The organism is Neorhizobium sp. PAMB6630 (genome assembly GCF_058242775.1).
Genome location: NZ_CM177836.1, coordinates 2002559 through 2018190 on the forward strand (window position 1 = coordinate 2002559; position 15632 = coordinate 2018190).

14 protein-coding genes are annotated in these 15632 nt (G+C 60.6%); 12 read left to right on the forward strand and 2 right to left on the reverse strand.

The window, feature by feature from the left end; genetic code table 11:
• Positions 1–232 precede the first annotated feature (232 nt).
• On the forward strand, positions 233–2065 hold the full coding sequence (locus tag AC4CWF_RS09425) for a ComEC/Rec2 family competence protein (protein ID WP_491281433.1): 1833 nt from the start codon (positions 233–235) through the stop codon (positions 2063–2065).
• On the opposite strand, the gene lexA is transcribed toward AC4CWF_RS09425, so the two are convergent.
• Positions 2046–2765: a transcriptional repressor LexA gene (gene lexA / locus AC4CWF_RS09430; protein WP_491281434.1), complete on the reverse strand. Its 720-nt coding sequence runs from the start codon at positions 2763–2765 to the stop codon at positions 2046–2048. The two genes, AC4CWF_RS09425 and lexA, sit on opposite strands and share 20 nt — an antisense overlap.
• A 169-nt stretch (positions 2766–2934) precedes the next feature.
• Here lexA and AC4CWF_RS09435 point away from each other — a divergent pair, with 169 nt between their 5' ends.
• Together AC4CWF_RS09435 and kdsA are read left to right on the forward strand one after the other, a co-directional pair.
• Positions 2935–3801, forward strand: a complete 867-nt coding sequence (locus AC4CWF_RS09435; RefSeq protein ID WP_491281435.1) for a VOC family protein — start codon at positions 2935–2937, stop codon at positions 3799–3801.
• A 2-nt stretch (positions 3802–3803) separates the two neighbouring features.
• Positions 3804–4649, forward strand: a complete 846-nt coding sequence (kdsA, locus tag AC4CWF_RS09440; RefSeq protein ID WP_491281436.1) for a 3-deoxy-8-phosphooctulonate synthase — start codon at positions 3804–3806, stop codon at positions 4647–4649.
• Between the two features lie 81 nt (positions 4650–4730).
• Here the strand turns inward: kdsA and AC4CWF_RS09445 are convergent, their stop codons facing one another.
• Positions 4731–6545 (reverse strand): methyl-accepting chemotaxis protein, encoded by a 1815-nt coding sequence (locus AC4CWF_RS09445; RefSeq protein ID WP_491281437.1) that lies wholly within the window; start codon positions 6543–6545, stop codon positions 4731–4733.
• A 299-nt stretch (positions 6546–6844) separates the two neighbouring features.
• On the opposite strand from AC4CWF_RS09445, the gene eno reads away from it, so the two are divergent.
• The 9 genes from eno (at position 6845) to lpdA (ending at position 15475) form a co-directional block, all read left to right on the forward strand.
• A complete protein-coding gene (eno, locus tag AC4CWF_RS09450; RefSeq protein WP_491281438.1) occupies positions 6845–8119 on the forward strand; it encodes a phosphopyruvate hydratase in 1275 nt (424 codons plus the stop codon).
• Between the two features lie 210 nt (positions 8120–8329).
• Positions 8330–8647, forward strand: a complete 318-nt coding sequence (locus tag AC4CWF_RS09455) for an FtsB family cell division protein (protein WP_491281439.1) — start codon at positions 8330–8332, stop codon at positions 8645–8647.
• A 145-nt stretch (positions 8648–8792) separates the two neighbouring features.
• Positions 8793–9833, forward strand: a complete 1041-nt coding sequence (pdhA, locus tag AC4CWF_RS09460) for a pyruvate dehydrogenase (acetyl-transferring) E1 component subunit alpha (protein WP_491281440.1) — start codon at positions 8793–8795, stop codon at positions 9831–9833.
• A 20-nt stretch (positions 9834–9853) separates the two neighbouring features.
• The gene (locus AC4CWF_RS09465; RefSeq protein WP_491281441.1) at positions 9854–11269 is read left to right on the forward strand and encodes a pyruvate dehydrogenase complex E1 component subunit beta; all 1416 of its coding nucleotides are present in this window, start codon (positions 9854–9856) and stop codon (positions 11267–11269) included.
• A gap of 12 nt (positions 11270–11281) precedes the next feature.
• Complete coding sequence (locus AC4CWF_RS09470) at positions 11282–11575, forward strand: hypothetical protein (protein ID WP_491281442.1); 294 nt, start codon at positions 11282–11284, stop codon at positions 11573–11575.
• Position 11576: 1 nt separating this feature from the next.
• The gene (locus AC4CWF_RS09475) at positions 11577–12920 is read left to right on the forward strand and encodes a pyruvate dehydrogenase complex dihydrolipoamide acetyltransferase (protein ID WP_491281443.1); all 1344 of its coding nucleotides are present in this window, start codon (positions 11577–11579) and stop codon (positions 12918–12920) included.
• Between the two features lie 14 nt (positions 12921–12934).
• Entirely contained in the window at positions 12935–13573 is a 639-nt protein-coding gene (locus AC4CWF_RS09480; protein WP_491281444.1) for an SGNH/GDSL hydrolase family protein, read from the forward strand.
• Positions 13574–13677: 104 nt separating this feature from the next.
• Complete coding sequence (locus AC4CWF_RS09485) at positions 13678–13944, forward strand: HP1242/YdcH family protein (RefSeq protein WP_491281445.1); 267 nt, start codon at positions 13678–13680, stop codon at positions 13942–13944.
• 85 nt (positions 13945–14029) lie between these two features.
• Positions 14030–15475 (forward strand): dihydrolipoyl dehydrogenase, encoded by a 1446-nt coding sequence (lpdA, locus tag AC4CWF_RS09490; protein WP_491281446.1) that lies wholly within the window; start codon positions 14030–14032, stop codon positions 15473–15475.
• The last annotated feature ends 157 nt before the right edge of the window (positions 15476–15632 follow it).

Consider the following 15632-nt stretch of genomic DNA (forward strand, 5'->3'; position numbering starts at 1 on the left):
TGAGACGGGCACGCGGATTGCCGGCAGGGCACGGCTTTCCCCACCTTCCGGACCGGCTCTGCCCGGGCTCGCTGATTTTGCGTTTTCTGCCTATTTTCAAGGCATCGGCGCTGTCGGCTTTTTCTATGGGGCGCCGCAAAAGGTCGGCATCGGCACGCATGAAAACTGGTCGACCCGCATCCTTGGCAAGCTGTTTGAACTGCGAAGCGAGATCGGAACCCGCATCCGCGCCGTGGTTCCCGGCGATGCCGGGGCTTTCGCCGCCGCCATCGTCACCGACGAGCGCCGCGCCATCTCGGAAAAAACCATCGAGGCGCTGCGGGTCGCGGGGCTTGCGCATATCGTGGCGATCTCCGGGCTTAACATGGCGCTGGCCGCCGGCATCTTTTTTGTCGGCGCACGAATGGTGTTCAGCCTGTTTGCCGGCTTTGCGCAGCGGTTTCCCGTCAAGAAGATCGCAGCCATCGGCGCGCTGGCCATGGTGACGGCCTATTATCTCATTTCCGGTTTCGGTGTTTCGGCCGAGCGCGCCTATGTGATGATGGTGATCATGCTGGCCTCGGTGCTGTTCGACCGTCCGTCGATCAGCCTGCACAATGTGGCGCTCTCGGCGCTCGTCATCCTGGTCCTGACACCCTCGGCGGTGCTGGGGCCCAGTTTCCAGATGTCATTTTCCGCAACGGCCGCACTTGTGGCCGGTTACGCCGCCTGGTCGAGCCTCCATGGCGATCCGCATGATCCGCTTGCCGCGCGACGTCCGGCACTGCTTGCCGCTACAGCCGCTCTATCCAGCATGGTCGCCGGCGTGGTGCTGACCTCGCTCATCGGCGCACTCTCCACCTCGATCTTCTCTGTTTCCCACTTCCACCGCGTCGCCACTTATGGCCTTGCCGGCAATCTCGCGGCCATGCCGATCATATCGCTGATCGTCATGCCCTTCGGCATGCTTGCCATGCTGCTGATGCCGTTCGGGCTGGAGGCGCCGTTCCTGAAACTGATGGGTTTTGGCGTTGAGCTGGTTATCTCCGTTGCCGAGACGGTGGCGGGTTGGGGAGGAGACGCCCCGGTCGGGCGACAGCATGGCTGGTTCCTGCCCATAGCCTCGTTCGGCTTTCTGATTCTGGTCCTCCTGCGCACACGGCTAAAACTGCTCGGCCTGCCGGTCATGGCCGCGGCACTCATTTTGTCGTTCTGGCCTGACGATGCCGCACGGCCAAGCCTGCTGGTTTCGGAAGATGCAAGCCTCGTCGCCCTCATCGACGGACAGACGGCCGCCACCAACCGCAGGACACCGCCCGATTTCATCTATCGCCAGTGGCAGAATGCGCTCATCATCGACAAGACGCTTGCGCCGATCATGCCCCGACGTAACACTGCGGCAAAACCGCAAGACTTGCCCCCCGGCACCTCCAAGAGCGCCCATGCACAGCCCGGCGTCGATGCAGCACACAACCGCCAGACGGGAGCCGATGCAGACACGCCCGAAACAGAGATCGCCACAGACATCCGCGCGGTCGTTCCCGAGGAAGGACACAAGCCAAGCCCATCAGACGCTGACGCGATTCACTTGAACTCTGGCCGAACCGAGACAGGCGTTTCCCCCCGAAAGCCACCAGATCCGCCCTTGACCAAACAGGAGTTGCGAGAGGCTGCCACCGCCATGGACAAAGCCCTGACCAGCGCTCCTCCCGGTCAATTCACCTGCATTGCCGGTCTCGGCTGTTTTGCCCGTTCGCTGGAAAAGGTGCGAATCGCCACCATCGAGGACCCGCGTTATGCGGGAACCGCCTGCGATACGGCCGACGTGGTGATTGCCGCCCGTGCCCGATTCGAAACCTGCCGCTCCGGCGCGCTGATGCTCACTCTGACGACGCTGCGCAAGACAGGAGCCCTCGAAATCCGCTTTGCTGGCAGCACCCGCCTCGCTGACTGGACGGCGAGTGGCGCCAGCATCGGCAACAAACGCCCCTGGAGCATCCACCGAACCTATGATTGGCGGCAGCGCATCTTTGACGAGACGCTGCCGCAACCGGTTGTCGAACTGCTCAGTGATAGCGGCGGATGAGACCGACGAGCTTGCCCTGAATTTTCACCCGGTCCGGCCCGAAGATGCGGGTCTCGTAAGCGGGGTTCGCCGCTTCAAGCGCAATCGAGGCGCCCTTGCGGCGAAAACGCTTCAACGTCGCTTCCTCGTCATCGACAAGCGCCACGACGATATCACCGGGCGTGGCCGTGCTGCCATTGCGGATGATCACCGTGTCGCCATCCATGATGCCGGCTTCGATCATTGAATCGCCCTTTACCTCCAGCGCGTAATGCTCGCCGGTGCCCAGCATCTCAATCGGCACGCTGATGGCATGGGTATTGTTCTGGATAGCCGAAATCGGCACGCCGGCAGCAATACGTCCCATGACGGGAACGGTGGCAGAGCCGGTATATTCTTCGACAGCCGGAGCTGGCGGGGCAGGGCGTGTGGCCGGCGGCTTGCCGAGGCTGCCTTCGATGACGCTGGGCGAAAACCCGCGACGCGGCTGGGCCGGCGGCGAATAGGATTCCGGCAGCTTGATCACCTCAAGCGCCCGCGCCCGGTTCGGCAGCCGTCGAATGAAGCCACGCTCCTCAAGCGCGGTAATCAGGCGGTGGATGCCTGATTTCGACGCCAGATCGAGGGCATCCTTCATCTCGTCGAAGGAGGGCGGTACACCGGATTCCTTCATCCGTTCGTGAATAAACAGGAGCAGTTCCTGCTGTTTGCGTGTGAGCATGAAGACAACCTCGAAGTGGAAACAAATCCAGAACAGACACTATATGTTCCATATGTGTTCCGCAAGCCCTCAAAAGCCGGGGATAAAACACCGATTGCTGAGAGCGTGCGGGATATTCAAGCGCTTATCCGGCGCTACACTGCGGCCCGCATCGTCCAAGGAGAGAATCATGGCCCGCCCGCTTGATCATATTGTCATGCCCGTCCGCACACTTGCGGTGGCGCGCCAGCGGCTGGGGACGCTCGGCTTCACCGTGGCGCCGGATGCGCAGCATCCGTTTGGGACGCAGAATGCCTGCGTGTTTCTCTCCGATGGTCTGTATCTGGAGCCATTGGCGATCCGTGACCGTGCTGCTGTCGAACGCACGGCAGGAGAGGGCAATGTGTTTACCGGGCGAGATCTCGCCTTCCGTGCCGCCTGCGGGGACGATGGATTTTCTGGTCTGGTGGTTGCTTCGCCGGATGCCGATGGAGACCACGCGCGGTTTGTCGCAGCGGGTCTCTCCGCCGGCGAGATCCTTGAATTTTCCCGGGCGGCGCTGACGGCGGACGGACATGAGGTGATCGCGCGCTTCAGGCTGGCCTTCGCCGAAAGCGGATCTCCCGAATTTATCCTGTTCGCCTGCGAGCGGCTTAATCCCTTGCCGGCCGACCGGGCGCATCTGGAGCGGCATCAAAACGGTGTCGTTGGATTACGCGGCGTGTGGCTTGCCGCAGATGATACGACCGCTGCGCTGCCGGTTCTTGAGACGGTATTGGAAACCAAAGCCGTCACGGATGCCTCGGGTCATGTCTTTCAGGCGCCGAATGGACATGTTGTGCTGTCGTCGCGGCAGGGAGTTGCGGACGAACTCGGCATTGATCTGTCCCCGTCAGCCGGCGGGCTTTGTGGTGCCGCGGTGGTGTTTGCCACACCGGATCTTGCCGTGACAGCAGATTGCCTTGCTGCTAATGACGTGGCCTTTAAGAAAAGAGGCACGCGCATCGTCGTTGCCGCAGCCCCCGGTCAGGGCGCTGCTTTCGTGTTTGAGGAGTGATCATGGCCGTCACAGCCAATGCAGAGGTATCCGTCGGCGAGGGTTCGGCCCGCGTCGTTTTTTCAAACACCGGCCGCCTGTCGCTGATCGCCGGCCCCTGCCAGATGGAAAGCCGCGACCACGCCTTTATGATGGCCGGCGCCGTCAAGGAAATCTGCGATGATCTTGGCATCGGTCTTGTCTACAAATCCTCTTTCGACAAGGCGAACCGCACCTCGATTGCGGGCAAGCGCGGCATCGGGCTCGAGACGGCCATGGAGATCTTTTCTGATCTGAAGGCCGAGTTCGGCTTTCCGGTGCTGACCGATATTCACACGGAAGAACAATGCGCCGTGGTGGCTGAGACGGTGGATATCCTGCAGATCCCTGCATTCCTCTGCCGGCAGACGGATCTTCTAATTGCGGCGGCAAAAACGGGGCGCGTCATCAACGTCAAGAAGGGCCAGTTCCTGGCCCCCTGGGACATGAAGAACGTGCTGGCGAAGTTCACCGAAAGCGACAATCCCAATGTGCTTCTGTGCGAGCGCGGGGCGTCGTTCGGGTATAACACGCTTGTGTCCGACATGCGCTCGCTGCCGATCATGGCGTCGCTCGGCGCTCCGGTGATTTTCGATGCAACCCATTCGGTGCAGCAGCCGGGCGGGCAGGGCGGCTCGACCGGCGGACAGCGGGAATTCGTCGAAACGCTGGCCCGCGCCGCCGTTGCCGTCGGCGTGGCCGGTGTCTTCATCGAAACGCATGAAGATCCCGACAACGCCCCCTCCGATGGGCCGAACATGGTGCATCTCAAAAGCCTGAAGGGCCTGTTGGAAAAGCTGCTGGCGTTTGACGCCGTCGCCAAGTCCTGAAGCGGTATTTTGCTGAACGAACAAGGGGCGGTCTCAGAGCCGCTCCTTGTTGAGTATGCCGATATCTGGCCCGGTTGTGCCTTAAGACCCCATCCGGTAACGGCTTGCCTTTTGCTGGCCGACCGTAAACCGGGATAGATGCTGCCCAAGCGTTGCGGTATGGCCGTTGAGATCGCCGCAGGCCGCACTTGTCTCCTCAGCCATCGAAGCATTGCGCTGGGTCACCTGGTCCATCCGGTTCACCGCCTCGCTGACCTCCGCCAGCGCATGGGACTGTTCACCGGCTGCCGACACGATGGCCGCGATGAGGTCGTTCACCGCCTGCACCTGCCGTTCGATATCTTCGAGCGAAAGGCCGGTGCGATTGACAAGGGCGACGCCGGCGCCCACCTGCTTCGACGAGGTGTCGATCAACTGGCGAATTTCTCGCGAGGCGCTGGCGGAACGGCCGGCAAGCTCGCGCACTTCCTGGGCCACCACGGCAAAACCCTTGCCCGCTTCGCCGGCACGGGCCGCCTCGACGCCGGCATTGAGGGCCAGAAGGTTGGTCTGGAAGGCAATTTCGTCGATCACGCTGATGATCTGGCGGATCTGGGTGGATGATCCTTCAATCTTTGCCATGGCATCCACCGCCTCGCGCACCACGGCATTGGAGGTTTCGGCACTGGTTCTCGTCTGCGCCATGCGGTTATTAGCCTCGCGCGCTCGTTCAGTCGTCATGCGCACGGTGGTGGTGATCTCGGCAAGTGCTGAGGCTGCTTCTTCCAGCGACGAGGCCTGCTCTTCGGTGCGCCGCGACAGGGCGTCAGTGCCGCCGGCAATGCTGGTGGCGCCCGTCTGCACGGCGTGCATCGCCTCGCCGATTTCACCCAGCGTTTCCTCAAGCGTCTGCAGGCTTGCATTAAATTCACGCCGCAGTTTTTCATAGTCGGCGGAAAAGGGCACCGAAAGCCGGGTGGTGAGATCACCCTTGGCCAGCCGTTCAAGGCCGGCGCTCAAGGCCTCGATCACACGGGCGCGGGTGGCGTCTTCCTCGGCGCGGCGGGCGTGTTCGGCCCGTTCGGCGGTCATGCCCCGCTCGCGCTCCTCTTCCTGACGACGTCGCGCTGCGATCCGCTCCTGCGCGTTTTCGCGAAACACTGTCACGGCCGCCGCCATTTCTCCGATTTCGTCACCACGTCCATCATAGGGTACGGGCCGTGAATAATCGCCGCCGGCCAGGATGCTCATATAGTCGCGCATGCCGCGAAGCGGTTTTATGGCACGCCGGTTCATGGCAATGAGGCCTGCGATCAGCAGGCCCATGGCAGCAGCTGCGGCGACATAAGAGGCAAGGCTCTGCGTGAAGGTTTCCTCGGCCGCCTGTTTTTCAGCGCCGGAAAGCCGGTCATTGGCGGCTGTCACCAATGCATCCACATCGGCGCGGTGCGCCTGGAAGGCTGTCTTCAGCGCGTTGACGGCCGCGCGAATGCGCTGGGCATCGCCTGAGGAAATGGCGCTTTTGTAATCTCCGTCGAGGAGGGACCAAAAGGTTTCGGCGCTCGGCTGAACCTTGCTGGCCAATTGCTGTTTCAACTGTGGCGCAAGCGTCGAGCCGGACCAATAGGCCTTGCGCGTCTCGTAATCCTTGCGCAGGACGGCAATGCGCTTGAGGTTCTGGTCCGCAAGCTCCGGATGGTAGGCCCCTTCGGTTGCCAGCAGATAGGCTTCCACCAGAAACATCGGCGGCGGCAGGATGTCGGCGACCAGGTCCTTGCCGTAGACGATCTGCTCATAGACCGGTCCATTGACCCGCAGCCGGTCGAAAGCAAGTTTCTGGATGCCGATGGCGGCGGCAACGCCAGCGCCGACCAAAAGGCCAAACAGGAGAAGACTGCGCGATATCGTAAGTGTCATGGACGGTCCCGGACGGGTGAGGGGTTATCGGCCGCCAGCGCTCCCCTTGCGCCAGATTAGGCCATGCTCAATTATGCCCGTCAGCTCTTACCAAAACGCAAACAGCCTCTTAAAATGTCTATCCAACTTATTGGAATCACACTGTGAAAACACAACCTTTCGGCTCTGGCCGGTTGCCGCAAGCCATGGAGGAGGTGCCAGCAAACCGACATCGCTGTCATATGCCTGCCATTGTAATTTCTGTGCCTTGGATTAAGACAGACGGTGATTTCCACCGCACTTACCAGCAGGAATAGCCAATGACAGCCATTACCGACATCATCGCGCGCGAAGTTCTCGACAGCCGCGGCAATCCGACCGTCGAAGTCGACGTTCATCTCGAGGACGGCAGCATGGGCCGCGCGGCCGTTCCCTCCGGTGCCTCGACGGGCGCCCACGAAGCGGTGGAACTGCGCGATGGCGGCAAGCGCTATCATGGCAAGGGTGTCGAAAAGGCAGTCGAAGCCGTCAACAGCGAGATCTTCGATGCCATCGGCGGCCATGATGCGGAAAACCAGATCCTCATCGATACGCTGATGTGCGAACTGGATGGCACACCGAACAAGTCGCGTCTCGGCGCCAATGCCATTCTCGGCGTATCGCTGGCCGTTGCCAAGGCTGCCGCCGAATCGTCCGGCCTGCCGCTCTTCCGTTATGTTGGTGGCCCGAACGCCCGCCTTCTGCCGGTGCCGATGATGAACATCATCAACGGCGGCGCGCATGCCGACAACCCGATCGATTTTCAGGAATTCATGATCATGCCGGTCGGTGCCGAAAGCATCCGCGAGGCCGTGCGTATGGGTTCGGAAGTCTTCCACGTCCTGAAGAAGGAACTGGCCGCCGGCGGTCACAACACCAATGTCGGTGATGAGGGCGGTTTTGCGCCCGGCCTGAAGAGCGCGCCGGAAGCGCTCGATTTCATCATGAAGTCGATCGAAAAGGCCGGCTACCGTCCGGGTGACGACATGCAGCTGGCGCTCGACTGCGCCTCGACCGAATTCTTCAAGGACGGCAAATACGTCATGGAAGGCGAAGGCCGCACGCTGGAACCGGAAGCCATGGCCGATTACCTGGCCGAGCTTGCCGCAAAATATCCGATCATCTCCATCGAAGACGGCATGGCCGAAGACGATTGGGACGGCTGGAAGTACCTGACCGACAAGATCGGCGCCAAGGTGCAGCTGGTCGGCGACGATCTTTTCGTCACCAACTCGTCGCGCCTGCGCGACGGCATCAAGATGGGCGTTGCCAACTCCATCCTGGTCAAGGTTAACCAGATCGGTTCGCTCACCGAAACACTCGACGCCGTGGAGACCGCCCACAAGGCCGGCTACACCGCCGTCATGTCGCACCGCTCGGGCGAAACGGAAGATTCGACGATTGCCGATCTCGCAGTTGCCACCAATTGCGGGCAGATCAAGACCGGCTCGCTGTCGCGTTCTGACCGGATCGCCAAATATAACCAGCTGATCCGCATCGAGGAACTGCTCGGCCCTCAGGCAAAATATGCCGGCCGATCGGTTTTGAAGGCCTGATTGAAGGGACCGTCGAGGTCCATGATCTGACAAAGCGCGGGCGGCGACCGGAAACGGTTGTCGCCCGTTCTGCATTGTGGCCCGCAGGCGGGGCAAAAATGAGCGGGCAATCAAACCGACAGGGTGTCGCAAGTTCTTCGAGATCAACGATTGATTAAGCAAGATGTGCGATTTTGAAATCCTGGTAATGCGTTTCAGGAACTAGCTCGCATGTGGACGAGACATCACAAGGAACGGAAATTCGGTCGTCTGGTGCTTCCCGCCATCACGGTCGCCTTCCTTTCCTATTTCGGTTATCATTCGGTCCACGGCGACCTCGGTCTGATCGCCACGGAGAAGTTCGAGCACATGCGTGCCGAGCGCGCCGATGAACTTGCCAAGCTGAGCGCCAAGCGCAAGGCACTGGAGCGGCAGGTGGAATTGCTGAGCGATGGCTCACTGGAAAAAGATATGCTCGATGAAACCGCACGTTATCAGCTGAACGTGTCGCGCGCCGACGAAATCGTCGTGTTCAACAGCTACTTCTGAATTAACCGAAATCCAGTTAATTCTCTTTTTTCCCTGAATTTTCATGGTTTTATATATCATGTGAGCCATGCATTTATGGCATTGCTGGGGCGTGCTTTCTTGCCTATGTTGACGACAACCAACAAACACGCAGGGAGGTTAGTGCATGGCGCCCAAGCAAGTCGCGTCCGCGGCCGGTCGAAAGACAGCAGCGAAGCCTGCAAAGAGCAATGGCGGTGCTATCGCCGAGTTCGATAAGGCCGAGGAACTCAAGGCCTACAGGGAAATGCTCCTTATTCGCCGATTCGAGGAAAAGGCCGGCCAGCTTTACGGCATGGGTTTCATCGGCGGTTTCTGTCACCTCTACATCGGCCAGGAAGCTGTCGTTGTCGGCATGCAGATGGCCCAGAAAGAGGGTGACCAGGTCATCACCGCCTATCGAGATCACGGCCACATGCTGGCCTGCGGCATGAGCCCGCGCGGCGTGATGGCCGAGCTTACCGGACGTCGCGGCGGCTATTCGCACGGCAAGGGCGGCTCGATGCACATGTTCTCCAAGGAAAAGCACTTCTACGGCGGACACGGCATCGTCGGCGCCCAGGTGTCGCTCGGGACCGGTCTGGCCTTTGCCAACAAATATCGTGGCAACGACAGTGTATCCGTTGCCTATTTCGGCGATGGCGCGGCAAACCAGGGACAGGTTTACGAGAGCTTCAACATGGCGGCGCTCTGGAAGCTGCCGATCATCTATATCGTCGAGAACAACCGTTATGCCATGGGCACCTCGACGGCGCGCGCGACCGCGCAGTCGAACTATTCGCTGCGCGGTTCCGGTTTCGGCATTCCTGGCATCCAGGTGGATGGCATGGACGTGCGCGCCGTAAAGGCTGCCGGCGACGAGGCGCTCGAGCATTGCCGTTCCGGCAAGGGTCCGATCATTCTCGAAATGCTGACCTATCGTTACCGCGGTCACTCGATGTCCGACCCGGCCAAGTATCGCTCCAAGGACGAAGTGCAGAAGATGCGCTCCGAACACGATCCGATCGAACAGGTCCGGATGCGCCTTCTTGAGCGCGACTGGGCGAGTGAAGACGAGCTGAAGGCGGTCGACAAGGAAATCCGTGACATCGTTTCGGACAGTGCCGATTTTGCCCAGGCCGATCCGGAGCCGGATGTATCCGAGCTTTACACCGACATTCTTCTGTGATTGCGGGGAGGGACCTGTAAATGCCTATTGATATCCTGATGCCCGCCCTCTCTCCGACGATGGAAGAAGGCACGCTGTCCAAGTGGCTTAAAAACGAAGGTGACAAGGTCACCTCCGGCGACGTGATCGCCGAAATTGAAACTGACAAGGCGACCATGGAAGTGGAAGCCGTCGATGAAGGCGTGATCGGCAAGCTGCTGATTGCCGCCGGGACCGAAAACGTCAAGGTCAACACGCCGATCGCTGTCCTGTTGCAGGACGGCGAAAGCGCCGATTCCATCGGGTCTTCGGCTCCGAAGGCTGATGCCGATACGCCGGCTGCAACCTCCGACGCTGCCGGAGGCAAGGCCCGTGAGGCGACGCAAGAGCCGACGGCGACCAAGGAAGCCGCAAAGGTTCCGGCAGCCCCGAAGGTCGACGTGGCCGCCGACCCGGATATCCCGGCCGGCACCGAAATGGTGATGACGACGGTGCGTGAAGCGCTGCGCGACGCCATGGCCGAAGAAATGCGCCGCGATGGCGACGTTTTCGTCATGGGTGAGGAAGTTGCCGAATACCAGGGCGCCTACAAGATCACGCAGGGGTTGCTGCAGGAATTCGGTGCCAAGCGTGTCGTCGATACGCCCATCACCGAGCACGGGTTCGCCGGTGTCGGCGTCGGTGCGGCCATGTCCGGCCTGAAGCCGATTGTCGAGTTCATGACCTTCAACTTCGCCATGCAGGCGATCGACCAGATCATCAACTCGGCTGCAAAGACGCTCTACATGTCCGGTGGCCAGATGGGCGCGCCGATCGTCTTTCGCGGTCCGAACGGCGCTGCCGCCCGCGTTGGTGCCCAGCACAGCCAGGATTTCTCCTCCTGGTACAGCCAGATTCCGGGCCTCAAGGTCGTCATGCCCTACACGGCAGCCGACGCCAAGGGCCTGTTGAAGGCGGCCATCCGCGATCCGAACCCGGTCGTTTTTCTGGAAAACGAGATCCTGTACGGCCAGTCTTTCGAAGTGCCGAAACTGGATGATTTCGTCCTGCCGATCGGCAAGGCGCGCATCCACAAGACCGGCAAGGACGTCACCATCGTGTCCTGGGGCATCGGCATGACCTATGCCATCAAGGCGATTGCCGAGTTGGAGAAGGACGGCATCGACGTCGAACTGATCGATCTGCGCACGCTGCGTCCGATGGACCTGCCGACCGTCATCGAATCGGTCAAGAAGACCGGTCGCCTGGTGACCGTCGAGGAAGGCTACCCGCAGAACTCGGTTGGCACCGAAATCGCCACCCGCGTCATGCAGCAGGCCTTTGATTATCTCGATGCGCCGGTGCTGACGATTGCCGGCAAGGATGTGCCGATGCCATACGCGGCCAATCTCGAAAAACTGGCTCTGCCGAATGTCGGCGAAGTCGTCCAGGCCGTCAAAGCCGTCTGCTACAAATAAGGGATCTGGCTCATGCCTAAGTCTTCTGTGAAGCAGATCCTGCCTGTCTCGGGTTCCTGGTTCAGGGTGATGGGGACCAAAGACAGTCCGGTTCTGGAAAGGGTCGTGTTCTGGGCCTTGGTCAAAACTGAGGAAACCGAAGTTATCGTCGGCGTTCCGCGCGAAGAAATCGGCGTGATCGGAGCCGTCGACGGCTGGCTCGAAGACGTTGCTGGATATATCGAAGTGCCTCCTGAACAGGTCGCCCGGTTGATTGAAAACCCGGAAGAACTTGCTCAGTTCGAACTTGTGTGGGCGGAGGATTAATATGCCAATCAACATCACGATGCCCGCCCTCTCTCCCACGATGGAAGAGGGCAACCTCGCCAAGTGGCTGGTCAAGGAGGGCGACACGGTGAAATCTGGCGATGTCATCGCCGAGATCGAAACCGACAAGGCCACGATGGAAGTCGAAGCGGTCGATGAAGGCGTTGTTGCCAAGATCGTCGTTGCCGCCGGCACCGAAGGCGTGAAAGTCAACGCGCTGATCGCCATCCTCGCCGCAGACGGCGAGGATGTCGCAGCCGCTGCCGCAGGCGGTGGTTCTGCAGCACCAGCTCCGAAGGCCGAAGCCGCTCCTGAAGCGAAGGCTGAGGCTGCACCTGCTGCAGCGCCGGCCGAAAAGGCTGAGGCCGCACCGGCCGCTGCCCCTGCATCGGCATCATCCGGTGAGCGCGTCTTTTCGTCGCCGCTTGCCCGCCGCGTTGCCAAGGAAGCTGGCGTCGATATCGCCAAGGTTTCCGGCTCCGGTCCGAAGGGCCGCGTTATCAAGGCCGACGTTGAAAAGGCTGTGGCCGGCGGTTCCGCCAAAGCTGCACCGGCTTCGACTGCACCGGCATCGGCGCCTGCCGCTGCCCCGACGCTTGCCAAGCCCGCTTCCGACGATGCGGTGCTCAAGCTGTTCGACCCAAGCTCCTACGAGCTTGTGCCGCATGACGGCATGCGCAAGACGATTGCCAAGCGCCTCGTCGAATCCAAGCAGACGATCCCGCATTTCTATGTGACGGTCGATTGCGAACTGGATGCGCTGCTTTCTCTTCGCGCCCAGCTGAACGATGCTGCCCCCCGCAAGGATGGCGCACCGTCCTACAAGCTCTCGGTCAACGACATGGTGATCAAGGCACTCGCCTTGGCGCTGCGCGACGTTCCGGATGCCAACGTTTCCTGGACGGAGACGAACATGGTCAAGCACAAGCATGCCGATGTCGGTGTTGCCGTGTCGATCCCCGGCGGCCTGATCACGCCGATCATCCGCAAGGCCGAAACCAAGACCCTGTCTGCCATTTCGGCGGAAATGAAGGATCTCGGCAAGCGCGCCAAGGATCGCAAGCTGAAGCCGGAAGAGTATCAGGGCGGCACCACCGCCGTGTCCAACATGGGCATGATGGGGGTCAAGAACTTTTCCGCCGTCGTCAACCCGCCACATGCCACCATCCTGGCAGTCGGCGCGGGTGAGGAGCGGGTCGTGGTGAAGAACGGCGAGATGAAGATCGCCAATGTCATGTCCGTGACACTGTCGACCGACCATCGCTGCGTCGATGGCGCGCTCGGGGCCGAACTTCTCGGCGCCTTCAAGCGCTACATCGAAAACCCGATGGGCATGCTGGTCTGATCCGGGAGCGGAACATGCAAACCGTTCTAGCCTTTGGCGACAGCCTGACCTGGGGATATGACCCGGAAACGCAGTCGCGTCATGCCTTTGAAGACCGGTGGCCGAGCGTGCTGGAAAGCGCGCTCGGACCGTCCGTCAAGGTGATTGCCGAGGGTCTGAACGGGCGCACGACGGCCTATGACGATTATCTCGCCGATTGCGAGAGGAACGGTGCAAAGCTGTTGCCGAGCCTTCTGGAGACGCATGCGCCTCTCGATCTCGTCATCATCATGCTCGGCACCAATGATCTGAAGCGGGGGCCGGCAGGTTCGGCCTTTGCAGCGGTTCGCGGCATGAAGCGGCTGGTCAACCTTATCTATTACCATGTCTGGGGCAGCGATTTCGACGCACCTGACATCCTGCTCGTGGCGCCGCCAAAGATCTGCGAAACGGCCAATGTGCCGTTTGCCGCAATGTTTCGCGATGCGCTGGAAGAGTCGGCCATGCTGGCCAGCCTCTACCGGGACCTCGCCGACGAAATGGGCTGCAGTTTCTTCGATGCGGGATCAGTGGCGCAAACCACACCGCTCGACGGGATCCATCTGGATGCGGAGAATACGCGGGCAATCGGGCAGGGGCTTGAACCTGTCGTGCGCATGATGCTGGGGCTTTGAGGCGCCCGAACATTTAACCAGGGTCAAGACGTTTGATCAGGGTCAAGGAGAGAACGGAGCTTGTGGTTGTAACATGATGCATCATCCAGAACGGAGGAACGATCATGTCGAACACACCACACCATCTTGCGCAGGAATTTCCGGAACACCTGGTGCTGATGCGGCACCTGCGGGAAACGGACGGTCATTTCCACCGCGTCGCGGTGGATTATGAAGAGATCAATCATCGCATCCACCGGGCCGAAACGGATATCGAGCCCTGCGATGATCTTCACATGGCAGAGCTGCGCAAGCAGCGGCTGGCATTAAAGGACGAACTGTACGGGATGTTGACGCAGGCCGAGCCAAGGCCCGAGACCAGCGAGGTCTAGGCGGCAGAAGCAGCGCCACTCCCGGATAAAAGAACAGGAAACGGCTTTGGCCGTATTTCGAGATCATCCAAGGAGTGGAAGCGCCATGGCTCAGTCCTACGACATCATTATCATCGGCTCGGGTCCGGGCGGTTATGTCACCGCCATTCGTGCGGCCCAGCTCGGTCTGAAGACGGCCATCGTCGAGCGCGAGCATCTCGGCGGCATCTGCCTCAACTGGGGCTGCATCCCGACCAAGGCTTTGCTGCGCTCGGCCGAAATCCTCGACCATGCCAATCATGCAAAGTCCTTCGGCCTGACGCTGAATGGCACGATGACGGCTGATGTGAAGGATGTCGTGGCCCGCTCACGCGGCGTTTCGGCCCGCCTCAACGGCGGCGTCGGCTTCCTCATGAAAAAGAACAAGATCGACGTGATCTGGGGCGAGGCAAAACTCACCAAGCCCGGCGAAATTGTCGTCGGCAAGATGACGAAGCCGGTCGTTGAGCCGCAGAACCCCGTGCCGAAGGGCGTGCTGGGCGAGGGCACCTACACGGCCAAGCACATCATCGTTGCCACAGGCGCCCGCCCGCGCGCACTTCCCGGCATCGAGCCGGATGGCAAGCTGATCTGGACCTATTTCGAGGCCATGAAGCCCGATTTCATGCCGAAATCCATCGTCGTCATGGGCTCCGGCGCCATCGGCATCGAGTTTGCATCCTTCTATCGTTCCATGGGCGTCGATGTGACCGTCGTTGAAGTGATGGCCAATATCATGCCGGTCGAGGACGTGGAAATCTCCACCTTCGCCCGCAAGCAGCTGGAAAAGCGCGGCCTGAAGATCATCACCGAAGCCAAGGTGACCAAGGTCGAGAAGGGCGCCGATTCCATCACCGCCCATGTCGAAACCAAGGACGGCAAGGTGCAGACGATCACCGCGGATCGCCTCATCTCGGCCGTCGGCGTGCAAGGCAATATCGAAAACCTCGGTCTTGAAACACTGGGCGTAAAGACCGACCGCGGCTGCATCGTCATCGACGGTTACGGCAAGACCAACGTGCCGGGCCTTTATGCCATCGGCGACGTCGCAGGCCCCCCGATGCTCGCTCACAAGGCCGAGCATGAAGGTGTCATCTGCGTCGAAAAGATCGCCGGCGTGCCGGGCGTTCATCCCATGGACAAGGCCAAAATCCCGGGCTGCACCTATTGCAACCCGCAGGTCGCCTCCGTCGGCCTCACAGAAGCCAAGGCGAAGGCCGAAGGCCGCGAGATCCGCGTCGGTCGTTATTCCTTTGCCGCCAACGGCAAGGCGATTGCGCTTGGTGAAGACCAAGGCATGGTAAAGACCATTTTCGACAAGAAGACCGGCGAGCTGATCGGCGCGCATATGGTCGGCACGGAAGTGACCGAACTCATCCAGGGTTTTGTTATCGCCATGAACCTGGAGACGACCGAAGAAGAGTTGATGCACACCATCTTCCCGCATCCGACGCTGTCGGAAATGATGAAGGAAAGCGTGCTCGACGCCTATGGCAAGGTGCTGAACGCTTAAACGAAACGCATTGGGCTTTGCCCTCATCCAAACCCTTTCCCCCCCGCATCGTGGGGCAAGGGTGGCGATAGCGGGATGGCACAAGGGGTCCTATCGCTGGCGCAGAAAACTGCCATTGTGATTGGGTTCCTGAGGGACCATATGGATGTCCGTAAAC

Coding starts and splice junctions, on each gene's coding strand:
- AC4CWF_RS09465 (WP_491281441.1), top strand. CDS start 9,854: ATGCCTATTGATATCCTGATGCCCGCCCTCTCTCCGACGATGGAAGAA.
- AC4CWF_RS09475 (WP_491281443.1), top strand. CDS start 11,577: ATGCCAATCAACATCACGATGCCCGCCCTCTCTCCCACGATGGAAGAG.
- kdsA (WP_491281436.1), top strand. CDS start 3,804: ATGGCCGTCACAGCCAATGCAGAGGTATCCGTCGGCGAGGGTTCGGCC.
- AC4CWF_RS09435 (WP_491281435.1), top strand. CDS start 2,935: ATGGCCCGCCCGCTTGATCATATTGTCATGCCCGTCCGCACACTTGCG.
- AC4CWF_RS09485 (WP_491281445.1), top strand. CDS start 13,678: ATGTCGAACACACCACACCATCTTGCGCAGGAATTTCCGGAACACCTG.
- lexA (WP_491281434.1), bottom strand. CDS start 2,765: ATGCTCACACGCAAACAGCAGGAACTGCTCCTGTTTATTCACGAACGG.
- eno (WP_491281438.1), top strand. CDS start 6,845: ATGACAGCCATTACCGACATCATCGCGCGCGAAGTTCTCGACAGCCGC.
- AC4CWF_RS09470 (WP_491281442.1), top strand. CDS start 11,282: ATGCCTAAGTCTTCTGTGAAGCAGATCCTGCCTGTCTCGGGTTCCTGG.
- pdhA (WP_491281440.1), top strand. CDS start 8,793: ATGGCGCCCAAGCAAGTCGCGTCCGCGGCCGGTCGAAAGACAGCAGCG.
- AC4CWF_RS09455 (WP_491281439.1), top strand. CDS start 8,330: ATGTGGACGAGACATCACAAGGAACGGAAATTCGGTCGTCTGGTGCTT.
- lpdA (WP_491281446.1), top strand. CDS start 14,030: ATGGCTCAGTCCTACGACATCATTATCATCGGCTCGGGTCCGGGCGGT.
- AC4CWF_RS09445 (WP_491281437.1), bottom strand. CDS start 6,545: ATGACACTTACGATATCGCGCAGTCTTCTCCTGTTTGGCCTTTTGGTC.
- AC4CWF_RS09480 (WP_491281444.1), top strand. CDS start 12,935: ATGCAAACCGTTCTAGCCTTTGGCGACAGCCTGACCTGGGGATATGAC.